The following is a 17514-nucleotide window of genomic DNA, read 5'->3' on the forward strand; positions in this document are numbered from 1 at the left end:
CACTAAATTAAAACCTATGGAACCAAAGAAAAATCCACAAGCTGACTTAACAAAAAACAGCGGTCTTTATTTTGCAATAGGACTTGCTCTTGTTATGTTTATAGTTTGGCGTGCATTAGAGTACAAAAAATACGATGAAGATAATACATATGACATTACTCAGAATGTTGATGATATGTTAGATGAAGAAGTTCCAATGACAGAACAAATTAAAACACCACCACCTCCACCGCCACCACCAGCAGCGCCAGAAGAAATTGCCGTTGTAGAAGATGATGTTGAGGTTGAGGAATCTGTTATTCAAGATACTGAATCTGATGAGGAAGAAGAGGTAATGGACGTTGAGGACGTTGTAGAAGAAGAAGTAGAAGTAGATGTAGATGTACCTTTTTCTGTAATTGAAGATGTACCAATTTTTCCAGGATGTGAAAAAGAAAAGAAAAAAGGAGCAAAAGCTTTAAGAGATTGTTTTAATGAGAAAATGAACAAGCACATTAGAAAGCATTTCCAATATCCAGAAATTGCTCAAGAAATGGGTATTCAAGGTAGAGTAAGTGTTCGTTTTGTTATTCAGAAAGACGGGTCTATTGGGCAAGTGCAAATGCGTGGTCCAGACAAAAACTTAGAAAAAGAAGCTGCCAGAATTATTGGTAAACTTCCTAAGATGACTCCTGGTAAGCAAAGAGGTAGAGCTGTACGTGTTCCATTTAGTTTACCTATTACTTTTAGATTGCAATAGGCAGTACAAGCTTTAAATTATACAAAAAAATCCGAACTTAGACTGATTCGGATTTTTTTATACGTGTGAATGTAAAAAATTAAACCCCAAGCACTTGCTTGGGGTTTTTTGGTATACTATTTGTGTTTTAACATAATTGTAACAAATAAAAAATAGTATTATGAAAACAAACACAGAAAATTCTGTTGGTTTCCACGGCAATGGAAACAACAGAGCGTCTACCAATGCAACTCCAAAAAAGAGTAAGCACGATGCAAATTTACGAAAAAACAGCTTCTTAAACTTTCAAATTGGCTTAGTTGTGGCAATGGGCTTGGTTTATTTGGCTTTAGAATCTTCTTATGCCTATGTAGAAGACAAAGAGGTTAGGCCAGCAGAGCTAGAAGCAGAGATGGTAGAGTACCATCCAGATTTAGATAATTTTAAAGTAGAAGAAAATAAGCCAAAAGAAAAAGTGTTAGCAAAAGCTGTTGTAAACCCCGATAAAATTAAAATTGCTCCAGATGATGCAATTGAGGATTTTAATGACTTTATAGATGATACGGAGTCAGAACCAGAAGAGCCATTAGCAGTTAGCAGTATTGTAGAGCATAAAATTATTGAAGATCCAATAATTCCTTTAGATGTTGTGGAAGAGGTTCCAATATTTCCTGGTTGCGAAAAAGTTGCTAAAGAAAAAAGAAAAGAATGTTTTAATGATAAAATGCAAAAGCACGTTAAACGATATTTTAGATATCCAAATGCAGCTATAGAATTGCGAGAGCAAGGTAGAGTAAGTGTAATGTTTAAAATTGGTACAGATGGTGTGGTAAAAGATGTTCAAATGAAAGGCCCTTCTAAAATATTAGAAAAAGAAGCGCAACGCATTATTTCTAAGTTGCCACAAATGACTCCAGGTAAGCAAGGTAAAAACAACGTTGTAGTACCTTATTCAATACCAATTAACTTTAAATTAGAATAGTGTTAATTGTCTATCAATATTAGGTCTGCTTATGGTAAATAGGCAGGCCTTTTTATTTGTTTTGGGTAAAAATTTTAACAAAAATATAAACCTTCATAATTGGTTGTAAAGAAATCATTTAGGTTATATCTTTGCAGTCCATAAAAAATAAGAATGAAAACTGCGGTTGGTACAGTAAAAGAAGCTACAGATGTTTCGGCATTTGCAGATTTTAAAGAAATAACAAAGGCAAGGCTAGCTGTAAGTGTAGTTTTTTCTTCAATAGCTGGTTATTTCTTAGGCGCAGATAAAATAGATTTTACAGTTCTATTACTTTTAGCTTTTGGCGGTTACTGTATGGTAGGCGCATCAAATGCATTTAATCAAATTATAGAAAAAGATTTAGATGCGTTAATGAACCGTACAAAAAACAGACCAATACCCTCTGGAAGAATGACGGTGACTACTGCATCTGTAGTAGCTATAGCTATGACCATTGCTGGTATTGTTTCATTATATTTTGTAAATCCTAAAACGGCAATGTTTGGGGCAATATCTATATTTTTATATACCTGCGTTTATACACCATTAAAAACTATTACTCCGTTAGCGGTTTTTGTAGGTGCTTTTCCTGGGGCTATACCTTTTATGCTTGGTTGGGTTGCAGCGACAAATGAATTTGGAATTGAGCCTGGAACTCTTTTTATGATTCAGTTTTTTTGGCAATTTCCTCATTTTTGGGCCTTGGGTTGGATGTTAGATGAAGACTATAAAAAAGGAGGGTTTAAAATGCTTCCTACAGGTAAAAAAGATAAAGGAACAATTATTCAGATAATTATGTATACAGTTTGGATGATGCTAATTTCTGTAGTGCCTGCTTTTGGTGTTACAGGAGCATTACAGTTATCTGTAGTGGCAGCCGTAATTGTATTTATAATGGGTGGCGTAATGTTGTTTTTTGCTTTTCGTTTGTTTGATAATAGAGACAATGCATCTGCAAGAAAACTAATGTTAGCAAGTGTTACTTATATTACACTTATGCAAGTGGTATATGTGGTAGATAAGTTTGTGTAATAAAATAGTAGTGGGCAACTATAATATTGCCTTATAAAATAAATAAGTTTTACTAAATGGATTTAACTCATAAGTCAGAAAAACAAAAATCAGACAATGCAAAAAAAATGATGCTTTGGTTTGGTATTGTTAGTTTAATTATGGCATTTGCAGGCTGGACAAGTGCTTACATTGTTAGTAGCTCTAGAGAAGATTGGTTAAAAGATTTTGATTTACCATCTGCTTTTTTCTGGAGTACTTTAATTATTGTAGTAAGTAGTATTACATACTTTTTAGCTGTACAAGCAACTAAAAAAGATAAAAAGTCACAAGCAACCATATATTTGTGGACTACTTTAGTGTTGGGTATAGCTTTTATCGTATTACAATTTGTTGGTTTTTCTCAGTTAATAGGGAATGGTTTTTACTTTACAGGGCCAACAAGTAGCATAACAATGTCTTATATATTTTTAATTGCTGTAGTACACGTTGCTCACGTTGTAGCCGGACTTGTATCTTTAATAGTGGTTATTGTAAACCAAATGAGAGGTAAGTACTCATCTATAGAGGTTAATGGTTTAGAAATTGGAGCAACCTTTTGGCATTTCTTAGATTTGTTATGGGTTTATTTAATCTTGTTTTTCTATTTATATCGATAATAAATAGAAATAAAGTTAATTTCAGTTAAAATTTGGTTTTTGTATAGCCGAAAAAAATGTAAATTTGCGAAACTTAATTATGCTTAAGGTGTATTTAAGTGTTTTTTAAAAATAATAGAGCGTAGTTAAACGTTCTTAGTTTATAAATTTTAAATTGTATATGGATACTACGGTAACAACAGGTACAGCAGAAAGTGTTTGGAGCGGAGGAAGTAATAACAAACCTTTAGGCGCTAGCTATGGTAAAATGATGATGTGGTTTTTCATCGTTTCAGATGCATTAACTTTTTCGGGCTTTATAGCTGCTTACGGATTTTCTAGATTTAAATTTGCAGATAGCTGGCCAATAGCGGATGAAGTGTTTACACACGTTCCTTTAGTTCACGGTAATTATCCTATGATTTATGTTGCTATAATGACATTTATTTTAATTATGTCTTCTGTAACTATGGTATTAGCTGTAGATGCTGGTCATAAAATGAAAAAGAATAGTGTTATTTGGTATATGTTCTTTACCGTAATTGGAGGTATTATATTTTTAAGTTCACAAGCTTGGGAATGGGCTACCTTTATTAAAGGAGATTTTGGAGCTATTGAAACTAAAGGTGGTAGAATATTACAGTTTGTTAAAGCAGATACAGGCGAAAGAGCTGCCATTAGAGATTTTGCTACCCCTTTACATGAAGAAAGAATAGACCATGCAAATAATAAAGGTGTATGGTTCTACGGAGAAAGTGCTTTGCCATCATACTCGGTTAACGAGGTGGTAACTGGTTTTAAAGCAGATCCAAATATATTAGTGAGGGTAGAAAATATTAATGAGGACGGACATAAAATAGTATTGTCAAGAGAAGAATCTTTAAAAAGATTGGCCGGTTCTAAATACGTAGTAGAAGGAGCAAACCTAATACACAATGAATACGGAAGCAGATTGTTTGCAGATTTCTTTTTCTTTATTACTGGTTTTCACGGATTCCACGTATTTTCTGGAGTGGTACTAAATATCATTATTTTCTTTAACGTTATCATTGGCACTTATGAGCGTAGAGGACATTATGAAATGGTAGAAAAAGTTGGTCTTTATTGGCACTTTGTAGATTTAGTATGGGTATTTGTATTTACTTTTTTCTACTTAGTATAATATCATTAAAAAATTACATTACGTATAATAATATAGTATAAAATGGCACACGAACATAAATTAGCGATTTTTAGAGGAAGATTAAAATTTAAAGATAATGTCCAAAAGATTTGGGGTGTTTTAATTTTTTTATCTATTGTAACTCTAGTAGAGGTAATATTAGGTATTTATAAACCAGCAATTTTTATGAAACCATTAATATCTGCTTTTGAGCCAGGTATAATAGGTTCTACACTTAACTTTTTATTGTCTCCGTTTATCTATTTAAAGCCTTTAAACTTAATATTTATTGTACTTACAATAGTTAAGGCTTATTACATTGCATGGGATTTTATGCACTTGCGTGACGAGAAAAAAGGGTTAAGAAGATCTATAGTTTGGACACCAGTATTTTTAATTAGTTACTTAGTGTTTATACTACTTACTGAAGGTAGTTATATTTATGATGTGTACCATAGTGGTTTTATTAAGTGGAACTTCTAACATTTAGCATCATTTAACAATATATAAAGGCGGTTTTTAGACCGTCTTTTTTTATTTTTGTACCATTATGAAAAAAACCTTTGTAATGGTAGTTTTATTTATACTGCCAATTGTAGCATACCTTTTTTTTGCAAGTGGCATACATAATTTTGGGAGGCTACCTGTACTAACCAAAAATGTTAGTGACTTATCTAGTTTTACTACAGACACCCAATTAAAAAACAAGATATCTATTGTTGGCTTTTTAGGTAATAATGTAGATCAGAAAAAAGGGACTGCTTTTAATTTAAATCAAAAAATTTATAAACATTTTTTCGAGTTTAAAGATTTTCAATTTGTAATGCTTGTTGCCAATGGGCAAGAACAAGAGGTACAAAAACTAAAAAAAGAATTGTCTGTTTTAGCAGATATTAAAAATTGGAAATTTGTTTATGGTAATGCATCTCAAATACAGGCTTTTCATAAAAATTTAAAAACCGATATTGTTTTACAAGACGATTTAAGCTCTCCTTATGTTTTTATAGTAGATAAAGATTTAAACCTGCGTGGAAGAACAGATGATGAAGATGAGGGTACCAAATATGGTTTTAATACCATTTCTGTGGCGGAGTTAAATAATAAGATGGAAGATGATGTAAAAATCATTTTAGCGGAATACCGTATGGCTTTAAAAAAGAATAACGCAGAGCGTAAGTAATAAACTTTATGTTATGAAGAAGAAAAATTATAACTATATCTGGATTTCGTTTATAATTTTAGTGTTCGGAATTATTTTTATACCTAAAATAGTAAGCAGAATTAAGGATGATGCCATAGTAGAGAATGACCGTATGAACAAAAAGGACAATAAGGGAGCTCTTGCATACGTAGAAATTAATGGTAGTAAAAAAAGAGTACCAGAGTTTACTTTTATTAATCAAGATAGTTTAGTTGTAACCAATAGAGATTATTTAGGTAAAGTGTATATTGTTGAATTCTTTTTTACTTCTTGTCCAACCATTTGTCCTGTAATGACCAAAAACTTAGTACAGATTCAAAATAGTTTTAAAGATGTAGAGAATTTTGGAATAGCATCATTTAGTATAGACCCTAAAACAGATACGCCAACTACATTAAAAAAGTATACAGAAACGTACGGTATTACAAATTTAGATTGGCATTTAATGACGGGGCAAAGAGATGAAATATATAAGCTTGCTAACCAGGGCTTTAATATATTTGCACAGCAAAACCCTAATGTGCCTGGCGGTTTTGAGCATTCTGGTATGTTTGCCTTAGTAGATAAAAGAGGATATATACGCTCTAGGGTAGATGAATTTGGTAACCCAATTATATATTACAGGGGAACAATTTCTGAGGAAGATGGTGCTAATGATGAAGGAGAAAAAGAACAAATTAGCATATTAAAAGAAGATATTAAAAAGTTGTTAGATGAGTAAGATTGAAGATGTGAATTTTAAGGAAAAAAGGTTTAATACAATAATTACTGTTGTATCCATTATTGTGCCTGTTGTTGTAGCACTTTTATTTCGTGTTAAAATACCAAATGTAGAACCTTTGTCCTTTTTGCCTCCTATTTATGCTACTATTAACGGCATCACAGCGGTGTTTTTAATTGCAGCCGTTGTAGCTATAAAAAATGGCAAACAAAAACTCCATCAAAATTTAATGACTACATGTATTGTTTTTTCATTAGCATTTTTAGTAATGTATATTGCCTATCATATGACATCTGAATCTACTTCTTTTGGTGGTGATGGTATTGTAAAATATGTTTATTTATTTATTCTTATAACGCACATAATATTGTCAATTATTATAATTCCTTTAGTTATGAAAACTTATGCAAAAGCATACCTAAAACAGTATGATGCGCATAGAAAATTAGCAAAAATTACATTTCCAATTTGGTTGTATGTAGCCGTTACAGGTGTTGTTGTTTATGTTATGATATCTCCTTATTATGTTTATTAAACCAGCTATTATGAAAAAAGTATTATTTATTGCTTTTGTATTCCTGTTTTTAATTCCGCAGTCATCAGAGGCTCAATGCGCAATGTGCAGAGCTGTTTTAGAGAGTGAAGGAAATGTTGCTGTTGCAGAAGGGGTAAACAATGGTATTAAATATCTTATGGCAGTACCTTATGTTTTGGTTGGAGTGTTGTTTTATTTTGTTTACAAAAAAATGAAAGCTTAATTTTTTAAACATTCTTTTAGTATAAACACACTACAATTTTAGTTTTATCAGTGTAAATGTTGCTAATGCTTTGCTATTGTAACCTATTATTTAATTTCTTTTAGGTTAAAAAAAGTGCACATTTAAAGGCTTTAGGGTTGTTGTAATTTACATCTTATATAACTTTAACATTTTTTTCACATTTTATGTGTAACTAAATATAAGTTGTGTAGTCTTACAGGTGTACTAAGTACAAAGCCAAAAAAACTAACACCAATGATAGAAATAAAAGACCTTCATAAGTCTTACAAAATGGGTAGCAACTCGTTACACGTTTTAAAAGGCATTAATTTTAATGTAGAAGAAGGAGAACTTGTAGCCATTATGGGTTCTTCAGGATCTGGAAAATCTACACTGCTAAACATTTTAGGAATGTTAGACGTTTTAGATGAGGGAACTTACACTTTAGATGGCGTGCCAATTATAAATCTTAACGAAACAAAAGCTGCTAAATACAGAAACAAATTCCTAGGGTTTATCTTTCAATCTTTTAATCTTATTAATTACAAGAGTGCTGCAGAAAATGTGGCACTGCCATTATATTACCAAGGTGTTGGCAGAAAAGAACGTCAGGTAAAAGCACTTAAATATTTAGAACAAGTTGGTTTAAAACAATGGGCAGGCCACTTACCAAGTGAGCTTTCTGGTGGACAAAAGCAACGTGTGGCTATTGCTAGAGCTTTGGCAGCAGAGCCTAAAGTGTTAATGGCAGATGAGCCTACAGGTGCTTTAGATAGTAAAACATCATATGAAGTTATGGATCTTTTACAAAAGATTAATGATGCTGGTAATACTATTTTAATAGTTACTCATGAGCCAGATATAGCAGATATGTGTAAGCGTATAGTGCACTTAAAAGATGGTGTTATAGTAGAAGATAAAATGGTAGACCAAGTAAGAGCTTCGCAATATGTTTAGTAGAGACGCTTGGAAAGAAATTTTTGAAACTATTCAAAAAAATAAGCTTAGGACTTTTTTGTCTGGTTTTACAGTAGCAATAGGTATTTTCATTTTTGTAGTGCTTTTTGGCTTTGGTAACGGACTTACAAATACGTTCGCTAAATTTTTTGGAGATGATGCAACCAACGTATTCTTTATATTTCCTGGTAGAACATCTGTTCCTTACTCTGGTTATAAGGCAGACAGACAAATAGAGTTTGATAATAGTGATTTGGCAGATATTGAAAAGAACTTTGCAATGTTTGTAGACTATGTTACACCAAGAATTACTAGAGGCGGTTTAGTTAAATACAAGAACGAGTCTAACAACTATACTAATATGGGTGTAGCTCCTTCTCATCAATTTAATGAGAAAACCATAATGATGAAGGGGCGTTATGTCAATAATCAAGATATTAAGGATAAAACAAAATACGCGGTTATTGGTAGGTTGGTAGAAAAGGATTTGTTTAAAGGAGAAGATGCGCTAGGTAAATATGTAGATATTGGAGGTAGTTCTTTTAAAGTTATAGGGGTTTTTCAGGATGATGGTGGAGATAATGAAGAGCGTAAAATTTATATTCCGTACACTACAAGACAACTTATAGAGAAAAACACTGATAAAATTGGTCAAATAGTACTAGGCTTTAAACCTCAAATAGGATATTCTGGAGCTATGTCTTTAGAAAATAGCTTGGAGAAATATCTTAAGAGTAAAAAGTTTATTAATCCTAATGATGAAAATGGGTTGTTTATTAGAAACATTGCAGATCAATTAAAACAAAATCAGCAACTAGCAAGTGTATTGCAAATTATAGTTTCTTTTGTAGCATTTGGGACAATTATAGCGGGTATTATAGGTATAAGTAATATTATGGTTTTTGTGGTAAAGGAGCGCACTAAGGAGCTGGGTATACGAAAAGCACTAGGTGCAACACCAAAATCTGTAATAAGTACCATTTTATTAGAATCTATTTTTATTACAACAATATCTGGTTTTGTGGGTATGATTTTAGGCACTGTACTCCTTAATGCAATGGGAGATACATTAGAAGACTATTTTATTACAGACCCTTATATTGATACCGGAATTGCAATTTTTGCAACCATACTATTAATTATATGTGGAGCACTTGCAGGATATGTACCAGCTAGAAAAGCGGCTAAAATTAAACCAATTGTAGCATTAAGAGACGAATAGTATGAAGTTTATATTTGATAGCAATACTTGGCAAGAGATTTTTGGTTCTATTGGAAAAAATAAAACTAGAACAGCAATTACCGTAATTGGAGTTCTTTGGGGAATTTTTATTTACATAGCACTAGCTGGTGCGGCCAAAGGTTTAGATAATGGTTTTGAACGTGCTTTTGAGAGCACAGCAATGAACAGTATGTTTGTTTGGGCACAAAGTACAAGTATGCCTTATGAAGGGTTTAAAACAGGTAGATCTTTACAGTTAAAGTTAGACGATGTTAACACTCTAAAAAACAGAATTCCAGAAATACAATACATAGCTCCAAGAAATGCAAAAGGGGTATTTGGGGGTAGCCAAGCAGCTGTTGTTAGAGGGCAAAAATCTGGTACGGCACCTGTTTACGGAGATTTTCCTATCTATACTAAAATTGCAACTAAAAAAATATATGATGGAGGTCGTTTTATAAACGACGAGGATATAGAAGAGGCACGTAAAGTTGTTGTGATAGGAGAGCGTACCCAAAAAGAATTATTTGATGAGGAAGAAAACCCAATAGGAGAATTTATAAGAGTAGATAATATCTATTTTCAGATTGTAGGTGTACATAAATATGTGCCTGGAGGTGGTTTTGAAGGAGATACAGATATGTACATTCCTTATTCTACCTATAAAAAATTATATAACACTGGAGAAAATGTAGATTGGTTAACTATTGCAGCTTATGATGATGCAGATGTAATACAAGCAGAGAAAGATGTAAAAGCGGTATTAAAAAGCATACACAGAGTTAACCCTGATGATGAAAGAGCTATAGGAGCCTTTAATTTAGGTGAGATATTTAATAGAATTACTGGTTTTGCTAAAGGACTTACATTTTTGTCTTTAATTGTAGGTATAGCAACAATATTAGCTGGTGTTATAAGTATTGGTAATATATTGCTAATATCTGTAAAAGAACGTACTAAGGAGTTGGGTGTAAGGCGTGCATTAGGCGCAACACCTAGGGAAGTGCGTAATTTAATTTTATTAGAATCTGTTTTTTTAACTGTTGTTTCTGGTATAATGGGTATTGTATTAGGAGCATTAGTATTATATGGGATAGATTCTGCTACACACGACTCAGATTTTCCATATACCAATCCAACATTGCCAATTTCTTATGTATTAGGAGCATTGGGTATAATGGTGGTATTAGGAACACTTATAGGGTTAATACCTGCACAGAGAGCTGTAAGTATTAAGCCCATAGACGCATTAAGAGAAGAATAAAAATAATAACTAAATATAACTAAATCAATCAAAATGAATAAAGTGCTAAAATATACACTAATTGTGGTAGCTGTATTGGCTGTATTGTGGGCAGCAGCCTTCTTTATTAAGACAAATAGTAAGTCTTCAATAACTTATGAAACTAAAAAACCATTTATTTCTAATATCGAAAAAAAATCTGTTGCTACAGGTAAAGTTGTTCCAGAGGAAGAGGTAGAAATTAAGCCTCAAATTTCTGGAATTATTGAAAAAATATATTTAGAAGAAGGCGTAGAAGTTAAGTCTGGAGATTTAATAGCTGTTATAAAGGTTGTACCTAATGAACAATCTTTAAATCAAGCAAGTGGTAGAGTAAAAACGGCTCAATTAGCTTTAAATAATGTAAAGTTAGAGTTTGAAAGAAATAAGTTGTTGTTTGAAAAGGACGTTATTTCTAAACAAGAGTATGATAATATTAAGCTAAGGTATGATCAGGCATTGCAAGATGTATCTAATGCACAAGCAGATTATCAAATAATTAGAAAAGGTTCTGCCGGTGGTTCTTCTAGTGCAAATACAAATATTAGAGCAACTGTAAGTGGTACAATTTTAGAAATTCCTGTAGAAGAAGGAGACCAAGTAATTGAAAGTAATAACTTTAATGATGGTACTACTATAGCATCTATAGCAGATCTTAAAAAAATGATTTTTGAAGGTAAAGTTGATGAAGGTGAAGTAGGTAAACTTAAGGTTGGTATGCCATTAAAAGTTAGTTTGGGAGCTGTTGATGATAAGGAATTTGACGCTAAATTAAGATTTATAGCACCTAAAGGAGTTGAAGAAACCGGAGCTGTACAATTTAAAATAGAAGGAGATGTTGCTATAGATGAAGGAGTAATGATACGTGCTGGTTATAGTGCAAATGCTTCTTTTACTTTAGAAAAGAAAAGCGATGTATTGGTTTTGCCAGAAGCATTATTACAGTTTGATAAAAACACAGATAAGCCTTATGTAGAGGTTGCAACAGGAGACCAACAATTTAAACGAAAAGACATAGAAATTGGTATTTCTGATGGTGTAAACGTAGAAATATTATCTGGACTTACAGAGGACGATGCTGTTAAAATTTGGAACAAAACTGAGCCTATTAAAAAGGGTGATGATGAAGAAAAAACTACTGACGAAGAATAGTAGCTAAATACACTAAAATCATCAATATAAATTATATGAAAATTAAATTAACTGTAGTATTCCTTTTGTTTGTTGTTGGGTTATCTTACTCACAACAAAAAAAATGGAGTATTGAAGAGTGTATAAATTATGCACTAGAAAATAATATAGACGTAGAGCAGCTAGAGTTGCAATTGCAAAGTACAAAGTTAGGAGAATCTGATGCTTTAGGAGACTTTTTACCAAGTTTAAACGCATCTAGTAATGGTTCATGGAGTAAAGGTTCTGGTTTTGACCAAACTACTAACCAAAGGGTTTCTGGTACTTTTTTCTCATTAAACGCAGGTATTTCATCTGGAGTAACACTTTTTGATGGCCTGCGTAACATACATAATTACAATAAAGCTAAACTTAATACTATTGCAAGCCAGTACAGATTAGATGGTATTAAAGATAATATAGTGCTTAATGTTGCAAATGCTTATTTAGATGTTTTAGCAGCTAAAGAGTCTTTAAAAGTTGTAGAGCTACAAGCAAAACTTTCTAATCAAGATTATGAGCGTACAAAGGCTTTAGTGGAAGCAGGTACAGTACCAAAGGGAGATTTACTAGAGTTAGAGGCTACCATTGCAGATTATGAGCAACAGAAGGTAAACGGAGAAAACAATGTGGTGTTAAGAAGATTATTTTTGGCTCAATTATTACAAATTACAGATTATCAAAATTTTGATATTGCAGAGTCTACTTACGATGTTCCTCCATCTGAAATTTATAACTATACGGCTAAAGAGGTTTATGATAAAGCACTTACAATTAGAGGTAATATAAAATTAGCTGAAACTAATATAGATATTGCAGAGAAAGATGTTAAAATAGCTAAAGGATTATTATATCCAACACTAAGTGCATCTATAGGTTATAACACAAGTTACTCTAGTTTCGTAAAAAGAATTACAAATGCTAGTTTCACAGACCAGTTGTCAGAGAATGATGGTATTGGTTATGGTATGAGCTTAAATATTCCTATTTTTAACGGGTTTAGTGTACGTAATAATATAAAACGATCTAAACTAAATTTAGAACAAACTAAACTACAAGCTAAGCAAGAAAAGTTAACATTAGAAGCTAACATAAACCAAGCTTATTTAGATGTTAGATCTTTTGGAAAAAGGTATGAGGCAGCACAAAAAACATATGATGCCAGAAAACAAGCGTATGATTTTGCTAAAGATCGTTTTGATGTTGGGTTAATGAATGCTTTTGACTTTAGTCAGTCACAGTCTAGATTAGATAATGCGGCTATAGATGTGGTAAATGCAAAGTATAATTATATTTTTAGAATTAAAATATTAGAAATTTACTACGGTATACCTGTTACGTTAGAATAAAATAGAATACAATACTAAAAAAGTCCATTGAGCTAGTTGTTTAATGGACTTTTTTTATGTATTAACTTGTATATTTGTAAGCTATGGCAATTATCTTAAATATAGAAACAGCTACTACAAACTGCTCTGTAAGTGTGGCTAAAGACGGTAAAATGTTAGCGCTAAAAGAATTTAATAGCGCTAGTTTTTCGCATGCAGAACAGTTGCATATTTTTATAGAAGACGTTCTAAAAGAGGCATCGTTATTGGTTGCAGACATAAATGCTATTGCGGTAAGTAAAGGTCCAGGATCATATACTGGTTTAAGAATTGGAGTTTCTGCGGCTAAAGGTTTATGTTTTTCTTTAGATATACCGCTAATTTCTGTTGCTACATTATCTAGTTTGGCACATCAAACAAAACCAAAAGAGAATGAAGCGATTGTAGCTGTGCTAGATGCTAGACGTATGGAGGTATATTCTGCTGTTTTCACTAATGATTTTAATCAAATTAAAGAAACAGAAGCAATAATTATTGATGAAACTTCATATAGTGATGTGTTAGGTGCGTATAGTAAAGTGCACTTTGTAGGTTCTGGAGCAGAAAAAATTAAAAACACTATACAGGCTACAAATACAGTGTATATTTTAGATGCAGTGCCATCAGCAAAGGAAATGTGTGCATTGTCTTTTGTGAAATTTAAAAATTTAGAGTTAGAAGATGTAGCTTATTTTGAACCTTATTACCTTAAGGACTTTGTGCTTCAAAAACCTAAACCAAAAAAATAGCCTCATTTAACTTTTGCTAAATAAGGCTATGGTTTTATAAAATTAAAATTTATTTTCCTTGGTACATAACACGTTGCGGAAATGGAATTTCAATATCATTATCATCAAACCTAAGTTTTAATTCTTCTAAAACGTAAAAATGAGCAGCCCAAAAATCCTCATTTTTAGCCCAAAAACGTAAAGATAAGTTTACAGAACTGTCTGCAAGTTCTCCTACATACACCTCAGGCATAGGATCTTTTAATATGGTGTCTTTTTCGTTGCAAATTTGTAATAATATTTCCTTAGCTAATTTTAAGTTAGAGCTGTAACCAATACCCACAGTAATTTTATCTCTACGTGTACTTTCTATATTGTAATTTACAATGTTGTTGTTAGACAATTCGCCGTTTGGTATAATTGCTACTTGGTTGCCAAAAGTATTTAGCTTAGTTGTAAAAATAGATATTTCTTTAACTGTACCATCTATACCTTGTGCTGTTATAAAATCTCCAACCTTAAAAGGCTTAAACAATAAAATTAAAACACCACCAGCAAAATTAGCTAAAGAACCTTGTAAAGCTAAACCAATTGCTAAACCTGCAGCACCAATAACTGCAACTAGAGAAGAAGATTGTACGCCTAATTGCGTAATAACTAATACAAATAAAACTACTTTAAGAGCAATTTTTATAAAGCTCTGTAAAAAAGATTCTAGAGTTGGATCATAATCCTTAACCGAAAAGAATTTAGCAACCATACGGTTAATAAATTTAGTTACCCATAGTCCAACAATTAATATTAAAGCTGCCGCTATTAGGTCTGGTAAAAACTCCCAAAACTTTCCTATAAATTTTTCTGCATATTCTTCGTAGTCTGATAAGAAATCCATCTTCATATTTATTTAATGTTTTTATGCAAAGCAAAGAAAAAATATAGTTTTATAAATGGGCTTTAACATTATATTCATATTCCTTTTAATGGTTTAAAAATAATGTCGTGTAACTTTATTAGGCTGTCTTTATCAATTGTTTATTTGTTGTATTGGTAATTGTATGTAAATTTTAATTTAAGACTGCAAAGACCTTGTAATGGCTTATTTCGCCAATATTTACTAATAGTTTAAAAAGTTAATTTAAAGTAAAATTAATAGTGCTTTAAAATACAAATAGCGCCCGTTAGGCGCTATTTGTTTGTGTTATTCTGTGTAGTAAACGTTATTTTACTTCAAAAGTAATTTTAAGGTTTACTCTAAATTCTGTTACTTCACCATCATTTACAATTGCACTTTGGTCCTGCACATAAACAGATTTAATGTTTTTTACAGATTTAGATGCTTGCACAACTGCTTTTTTTGTTGCGTCTTCCCAACTCTTATCAGAGTTAGATAATACTTCAATAACTTTTAAAATTGCCATAATTAATGTGTTTAGATTTCTCTAAAAATAGCAAAATTAATTCACATTTAAAACTGATTGTTAACCATTTAAGGCAACTACCTCTCCAATTTTGTCTCCCATCATATTTTTTAGCATATTTTCTATACCGTTTTTAAGGGTAAAAGTTGAAGAAGGGCATCCACTACAAGCACCCTGTAAAATAACATTTACTTTTTTAGTACTTTCGTCATAAGACTTAAACATAATGTTACCGCCATCACTCGCTACAGCCGGTTTTACATATTCTTCTAAAATATCTATAATTTGTTTAGAGGTGTCATCTAAATTTTCATCTTGTAATTGCGTAGCAGGGGCTTCTTGTTTTTGTTTGCTAATACTGTTTGCAGATACAACTTCTTTACCTTCTGTTAAAAATGCTTGTATACTTTCTCTTAATTCTAGCGTTATTTCATTCCAATCTGCAGCTTCAGTTTTAGTAACAGAAACATAGTTTTCGTCTAAAAAAACTTCTTTAACATATGGGAATTGAAATAGTGTTGTAGCTAAGTCAGAGTCTTTAGCCTCTTCCTTATTTTTAAACTCAAAAATTGTAGGAACAATTAATTTATTAGCAACAAAACGCATTGCTGCTGGGTTAGGTGTGTTTTCTGCATACACTGTTGCAGGCACACTTTGCGGATCTTCTTGTTCATGTACTACAACTTCGCCACTATTTAAATAATCTACTAATTGTTGTGCAACTTCATCTCTAACATCATCCCAAGCAACTATATCAAAACGTTCTAGCGCTATAAAGTTACCAGAGATATAAACTGTTTTTATAAAAGGTAAATAAAATAACTGTTGTGCTAGAGGAGAGTTTTTAGCTTCATCAATATTTTTATACTCGTAGCTATTATTTTTTGTTATAAAGTGATTTGTTTCAAACTTTAAAATAGCAGGATTTGTGGTTGTATATATAGTTATATTGTGCTCTTTCATCTTAAAAAAATAATTTTTACAAAAGTACAAACAAAATCACTCATAGCATACATAATAATATTGTGGTTGTAAACGTTTTAATATAAATTTAATACTTTTGGACTTTTAGCCCTTATTTATGAAAAACATATACTTAGCCTTGTTTTCTTTCTTGTTACTTGGTGTTTCTAGTGTAACAGCACAAGAAGGAATACCGGTCTATTTTGATTATTTATCAGATAATTACTACCTAGTACACCCGTCTATGGCAGGTATAGGTGAAGGAGGAAAAATTAGAGCAACTATTAGAAAACAATGGTTTGATGTTGAAGAGGCGCCAAACTTACAAACAATAAACGCACATTTTAGACTAAATGAGAAGAGTGGTGTTGGTGCAATTATTTTTAATGACGCTAACGGTTACCATTCACAAACAGGTGTAAAATTAACGTATGCACACCATTTACGTTTTTCTAGAGATTTACGAAACTTAAATCAGCTTTCTTTTGGTATTAGTGCAGGTATAATGCAAAGTAATTTAGATGAGAGTGAATTTAATTCTGTTACTCCAGACCCAATTATTACTGGCGGTAATATTAGCTCATCATATTACAATATGGATTTGGGAGCATCATACAACTATATGGAGTTTTATGCACACGCTACTATTTTAAACGTGCTAAATAGTAAACGTAATGTGTATTATAAAGATAGAGCAGATGACCCTAATGCAACTGTTGTAGACAATTTAAGAAGATATGTATTATCTGCAGGCTATGTTTTTGGCAAAGGAGATTGGCAGTTAGAGCCTTCTGTTATGTTGCAAATGACAGATTTTACAAAGGAAAAAACTATAGATATGAATGCTAAAGTTTACCGTAGTATGGACTTTGGTACGCTTTGGGGAGGAATATCTTACAGGCGTAGTTTTGATGGTGCTTTGTACCAAAATACAAGTGGTAGCACTAAGGAACAAAGATTACAATTAATTACACCTATTGTTGGTGTAAACTATAAAAACTTTTTGGTGTCTTACAATTACTCTTACCAAATGGGAGACATTAGGTTTGATAATGGAGGTTTTCATCAACTAACTTTAGGGTATAATTTTGGTCAAGTATCAGAAAAAAGGTTTGACTGTAAGTGTCCTGCTGTAAATTATTAAAACGAATAAACAAATATATAAAAGCCTGTAACTTTAAAGTCACAGGCTTTT

General features: G+C 31.9%; 20 protein-coding genes. 17 read left to right on the forward strand and 3 right to left on the reverse strand.

Annotation, left to right across the window (positions count from 1 at the left end; translation table 11 throughout):
* The first annotated feature begins 16 nt into the window (after nucleotides 1–16).
* The 16 genes from PBN93_RS09320 (at nucleotide 17) to tsaB (ending at nucleotide 13959) form a co-directional block, all read left to right on the forward strand.
* A complete protein-coding gene (locus PBN93_RS09320) occupies nucleotides 17–739 on the forward strand; it encodes an energy transducer TonB (protein ID WP_077401871.1) in 723 nt (240 codons plus the stop codon).
* 160 nt (nucleotides 740–899) lie between these two features.
* Nucleotides 900–1700 (forward strand): energy transducer TonB, encoded by an 801-nt coding sequence (locus PBN93_RS09325; RefSeq protein WP_077401874.1) that lies wholly within the window; start codon nucleotides 900–902, stop codon nucleotides 1698–1700.
* 153 nt (nucleotides 1701–1853) lie between these two features.
* Nucleotides 1854–2753, forward strand: coding sequence for a heme o synthase (cyoE, locus tag PBN93_RS09330; RefSeq protein ID WP_077401877.1), 900 nt, complete (start codon nucleotides 1854–1856; stop codon nucleotides 2751–2753).
* Between the two features lie 56 nt (nucleotides 2754–2809).
* The gene (locus PBN93_RS09335) at nucleotides 2810–3391 is read left to right on the forward strand and encodes a cytochrome c oxidase subunit 3 (RefSeq protein ID WP_271080508.1); all 582 of its coding nucleotides are present in this window, start codon (nucleotides 2810–2812) and stop codon (nucleotides 3389–3391) included.
* 160 nt (nucleotides 3392–3551) lie between these two features.
* Nucleotides 3552–4532: a cytochrome c oxidase subunit 3 gene (locus PBN93_RS09340; RefSeq protein WP_271080509.1), complete on the forward strand. Its 981-nt coding sequence runs from the start codon at nucleotides 3552–3554 to the stop codon at nucleotides 4530–4532.
* Between the two features lie 42 nt (nucleotides 4533–4574).
* A complete protein-coding gene (locus PBN93_RS09345) occupies nucleotides 4575–5015 on the forward strand; it encodes a cytochrome C oxidase subunit IV family protein (protein WP_077401886.1) in 441 nt (146 codons plus the stop codon).
* 67 nt (nucleotides 5016–5082) lie between these two features.
* Nucleotides 5083–5712 carry a hypothetical protein gene (locus PBN93_RS09350; RefSeq protein WP_271080510.1) on the forward strand — a complete coding sequence of 210 codons (630 nt, stop codon included), beginning with the start codon at nucleotides 5083–5085 and terminating at the stop codon, nucleotides 5710–5712.
* A gap of 13 nt (nucleotides 5713–5725) precedes the next feature.
* The gene (locus PBN93_RS09355) at nucleotides 5726–6454 is read left to right on the forward strand and encodes an SCO family protein (protein ID WP_271080511.1); all 729 of its coding nucleotides are present in this window, start codon (nucleotides 5726–5728) and stop codon (nucleotides 6452–6454) included.
* On the forward strand, nucleotides 6447–6989 hold the full coding sequence (locus PBN93_RS09360) for a DUF420 domain-containing protein (protein ID WP_077401894.1): 543 nt from the start codon (nucleotides 6447–6449) through the stop codon (nucleotides 6987–6989). The genes PBN93_RS09355 and PBN93_RS09360 overlap by 8 nt, the downstream gene beginning before the upstream one ends.
* Before the next feature lie 10 nt (nucleotides 6990–6999).
* The gene (locus PBN93_RS09365; protein ID WP_077402247.1) at nucleotides 7000–7212 is read left to right on the forward strand and encodes a hypothetical protein; all 213 of its coding nucleotides are present in this window, start codon (nucleotides 7000–7002) and stop codon (nucleotides 7210–7212) included.
* Nucleotides 7213–7467: 255 nt separating this feature from the next.
* Nucleotides 7468–8169, forward strand: a complete 702-nt coding sequence (locus tag PBN93_RS09370) for an ABC transporter ATP-binding protein (protein ID WP_077401897.1) — start codon at nucleotides 7468–7470, stop codon at nucleotides 8167–8169.
* Nucleotides 8162–9391 carry an ABC transporter permease gene (locus PBN93_RS09375; protein ID WP_077401900.1) on the forward strand — a complete coding sequence of 410 codons (1230 nt, stop codon included), beginning with the start codon at nucleotides 8162–8164 and terminating at the stop codon, nucleotides 9389–9391. The genes PBN93_RS09370 and PBN93_RS09375 overlap by 8 nt, the downstream gene beginning before the upstream one ends.
* A 1-nt stretch (nucleotide 9392) precedes the next feature.
* Nucleotides 9393–10655 carry an ABC transporter permease gene (locus PBN93_RS09380; protein ID WP_077401903.1) on the forward strand — a complete coding sequence of 421 codons (1263 nt, stop codon included), beginning with the start codon at nucleotides 9393–9395 and terminating at the stop codon, nucleotides 10653–10655.
* A 33-nt stretch (nucleotides 10656–10688) separates the two neighbouring features.
* Entirely contained in the window at nucleotides 10689–11825 is a 1137-nt protein-coding gene (locus PBN93_RS09385) for an efflux RND transporter periplasmic adaptor subunit (protein WP_271080512.1), read from the forward strand.
* Nucleotides 11826–11860: 35 nt separating this feature from the next.
* Complete coding sequence (locus PBN93_RS09390; protein ID WP_077401909.1) at nucleotides 11861–13192, forward strand: TolC family protein; 1332 nt, start codon at nucleotides 11861–11863, stop codon at nucleotides 13190–13192.
* Nucleotides 13193–13275: 83 nt separating this feature from the next.
* Nucleotides 13276–13959, forward strand: coding sequence for a tRNA (adenosine(37)-N6)-threonylcarbamoyltransferase complex dimerization subunit type 1 TsaB (gene tsaB / locus PBN93_RS09395; protein WP_077401913.1), 684 nt, complete (start codon nucleotides 13276–13278; stop codon nucleotides 13957–13959).
* Nucleotides 13960–14008: 49 nt separating this feature from the next.
* Here the strand turns inward: tsaB and PBN93_RS09400 are convergent, their stop codons facing one another.
* From PBN93_RS09400 to PBN93_RS09410, 3 genes are all read right to left on the reverse strand, one after another.
* Nucleotides 14009–14830 carry a mechanosensitive ion channel family protein gene (locus PBN93_RS09400; protein WP_077401916.1) on the reverse strand — a complete coding sequence of 274 codons (822 nt, stop codon included), beginning with the start codon at nucleotides 14828–14830 and terminating at the stop codon, nucleotides 14009–14011.
* A gap of 325 nt (nucleotides 14831–15155) precedes the next feature.
* A complete protein-coding gene (locus tag PBN93_RS09405; protein WP_013621465.1) occupies nucleotides 15156–15356 on the reverse strand; it encodes a dodecin family protein in 201 nt (66 codons plus the stop codon).
* A gap of 60 nt (nucleotides 15357–15416) precedes the next feature.
* Entirely contained in the window at nucleotides 15417–16319 is a 903-nt protein-coding gene (locus PBN93_RS09410; protein WP_077401920.1) for a NifU family protein, read from the reverse strand.
* Nucleotides 16320–16437: 118 nt separating this feature from the next.
* Here PBN93_RS09410 and PBN93_RS09415 point away from each other — a divergent pair, with 118 nt between their 5' ends.
* Nucleotides 16438–17463 (forward strand): PorP/SprF family type IX secretion system membrane protein, encoded by a 1026-nt coding sequence (locus tag PBN93_RS09415; RefSeq protein WP_077401922.1) that lies wholly within the window; start codon nucleotides 16438–16440, stop codon nucleotides 17461–17463.
* Nucleotides 17464–17514: the final 51 nt, after the last annotated feature.

It is taken from the genome of Cellulophaga omnivescoria, assembly GCF_027915275.1.
Classification (GTDB): Bacteria; Bacteroidota; Bacteroidia; order Flavobacteriales; family Flavobacteriaceae; genus Cellulophaga; species Cellulophaga omnivescoria.

What these genes read in the sequence shown, in the direction of transcription:
- cyoE (WP_077401877.1), top strand. Translation starts at nt 1,854, where the DNA reads ATGAAAACTGCGGTTGGTACAGTAAAAGAAGCTACAGATGTTTCGGCA.
- PBN93_RS09385 (WP_271080512.1), top strand. Translation starts at nt 10,689, where the DNA reads ATGAATAAAGTGCTAAAATATACACTAATTGTGGTAGCTGTATTGGCT.
- PBN93_RS09405 (WP_013621465.1), bottom strand. Translation starts at nt 15,356, where the DNA reads ATGGCAATTTTAAAAGTTATTGAAGTATTATCTAACTCTGATAAGAGT.
- PBN93_RS09355 (WP_271080511.1), top strand. Translation starts at nt 5,726, where the DNA reads ATGAAGAAGAAAAATTATAACTATATCTGGATTTCGTTTATAATTTTA.
- PBN93_RS09345 (WP_077401886.1), top strand. Translation starts at nt 4,575, where the DNA reads ATGGCACACGAACATAAATTAGCGATTTTTAGAGGAAGATTAAAATTT.
- PBN93_RS09340 (WP_271080509.1), top strand. Translation starts at nt 3,552, where the DNA reads ATGGATACTACGGTAACAACAGGTACAGCAGAAAGTGTTTGGAGCGGA.
- PBN93_RS09365 (WP_077402247.1), top strand. Translation starts at nt 7,000, where the DNA reads ATGAAAAAAGTATTATTTATTGCTTTTGTATTCCTGTTTTTAATTCCG.
- PBN93_RS09375 (WP_077401900.1), top strand. Translation starts at nt 8,162, where the DNA reads ATGTTTAGTAGAGACGCTTGGAAAGAAATTTTTGAAACTATTCAAAAA.
- PBN93_RS09325 (WP_077401874.1), top strand. Translation starts at nt 900, where the DNA reads ATGAAAACAAACACAGAAAATTCTGTTGGTTTCCACGGCAATGGAAAC.
- PBN93_RS09350 (WP_271080510.1), top strand. Translation starts at nt 5,083, where the DNA reads ATGAAAAAAACCTTTGTAATGGTAGTTTTATTTATACTGCCAATTGTA.
- PBN93_RS09390 (WP_077401909.1), top strand. Translation starts at nt 11,861, where the DNA reads ATGAAAATTAAATTAACTGTAGTATTCCTTTTGTTTGTTGTTGGGTTA.
- PBN93_RS09410 (WP_077401920.1), bottom strand. Translation starts at nt 16,319, where the DNA reads ATGAAAGAGCACAATATAACTATATATACAACCACAAATCCTGCTATT.
- tsaB (WP_077401913.1), top strand. Translation starts at nt 13,276, where the DNA reads ATGGCAATTATCTTAAATATAGAAACAGCTACTACAAACTGCTCTGTA.
- PBN93_RS09360 (WP_077401894.1), top strand. Translation starts at nt 6,447, where the DNA reads ATGAGTAAGATTGAAGATGTGAATTTTAAGGAAAAAAGGTTTAATACA.
- PBN93_RS09335 (WP_271080508.1), top strand. Translation starts at nt 2,810, where the DNA reads ATGGATTTAACTCATAAGTCAGAAAAACAAAAATCAGACAATGCAAAA.
- PBN93_RS09380 (WP_077401903.1), top strand. Translation starts at nt 9,393, where the DNA reads ATGAAGTTTATATTTGATAGCAATACTTGGCAAGAGATTTTTGGTTCT.
- PBN93_RS09370 (WP_077401897.1), top strand. Translation starts at nt 7,468, where the DNA reads ATGATAGAAATAAAAGACCTTCATAAGTCTTACAAAATGGGTAGCAAC.
- PBN93_RS09320 (WP_077401871.1), top strand. Translation starts at nt 17, where the DNA reads ATGGAACCAAAGAAAAATCCACAAGCTGACTTAACAAAAAACAGCGGT.
- PBN93_RS09400 (WP_077401916.1), bottom strand. Translation starts at nt 14,830, where the DNA reads ATGGATTTCTTATCAGACTACGAAGAATATGCAGAAAAATTTATAGGA.
- PBN93_RS09415 (WP_077401922.1), top strand. Translation starts at nt 16,438, where the DNA reads ATGAAAAACATATACTTAGCCTTGTTTTCTTTCTTGTTACTTGGTGTT.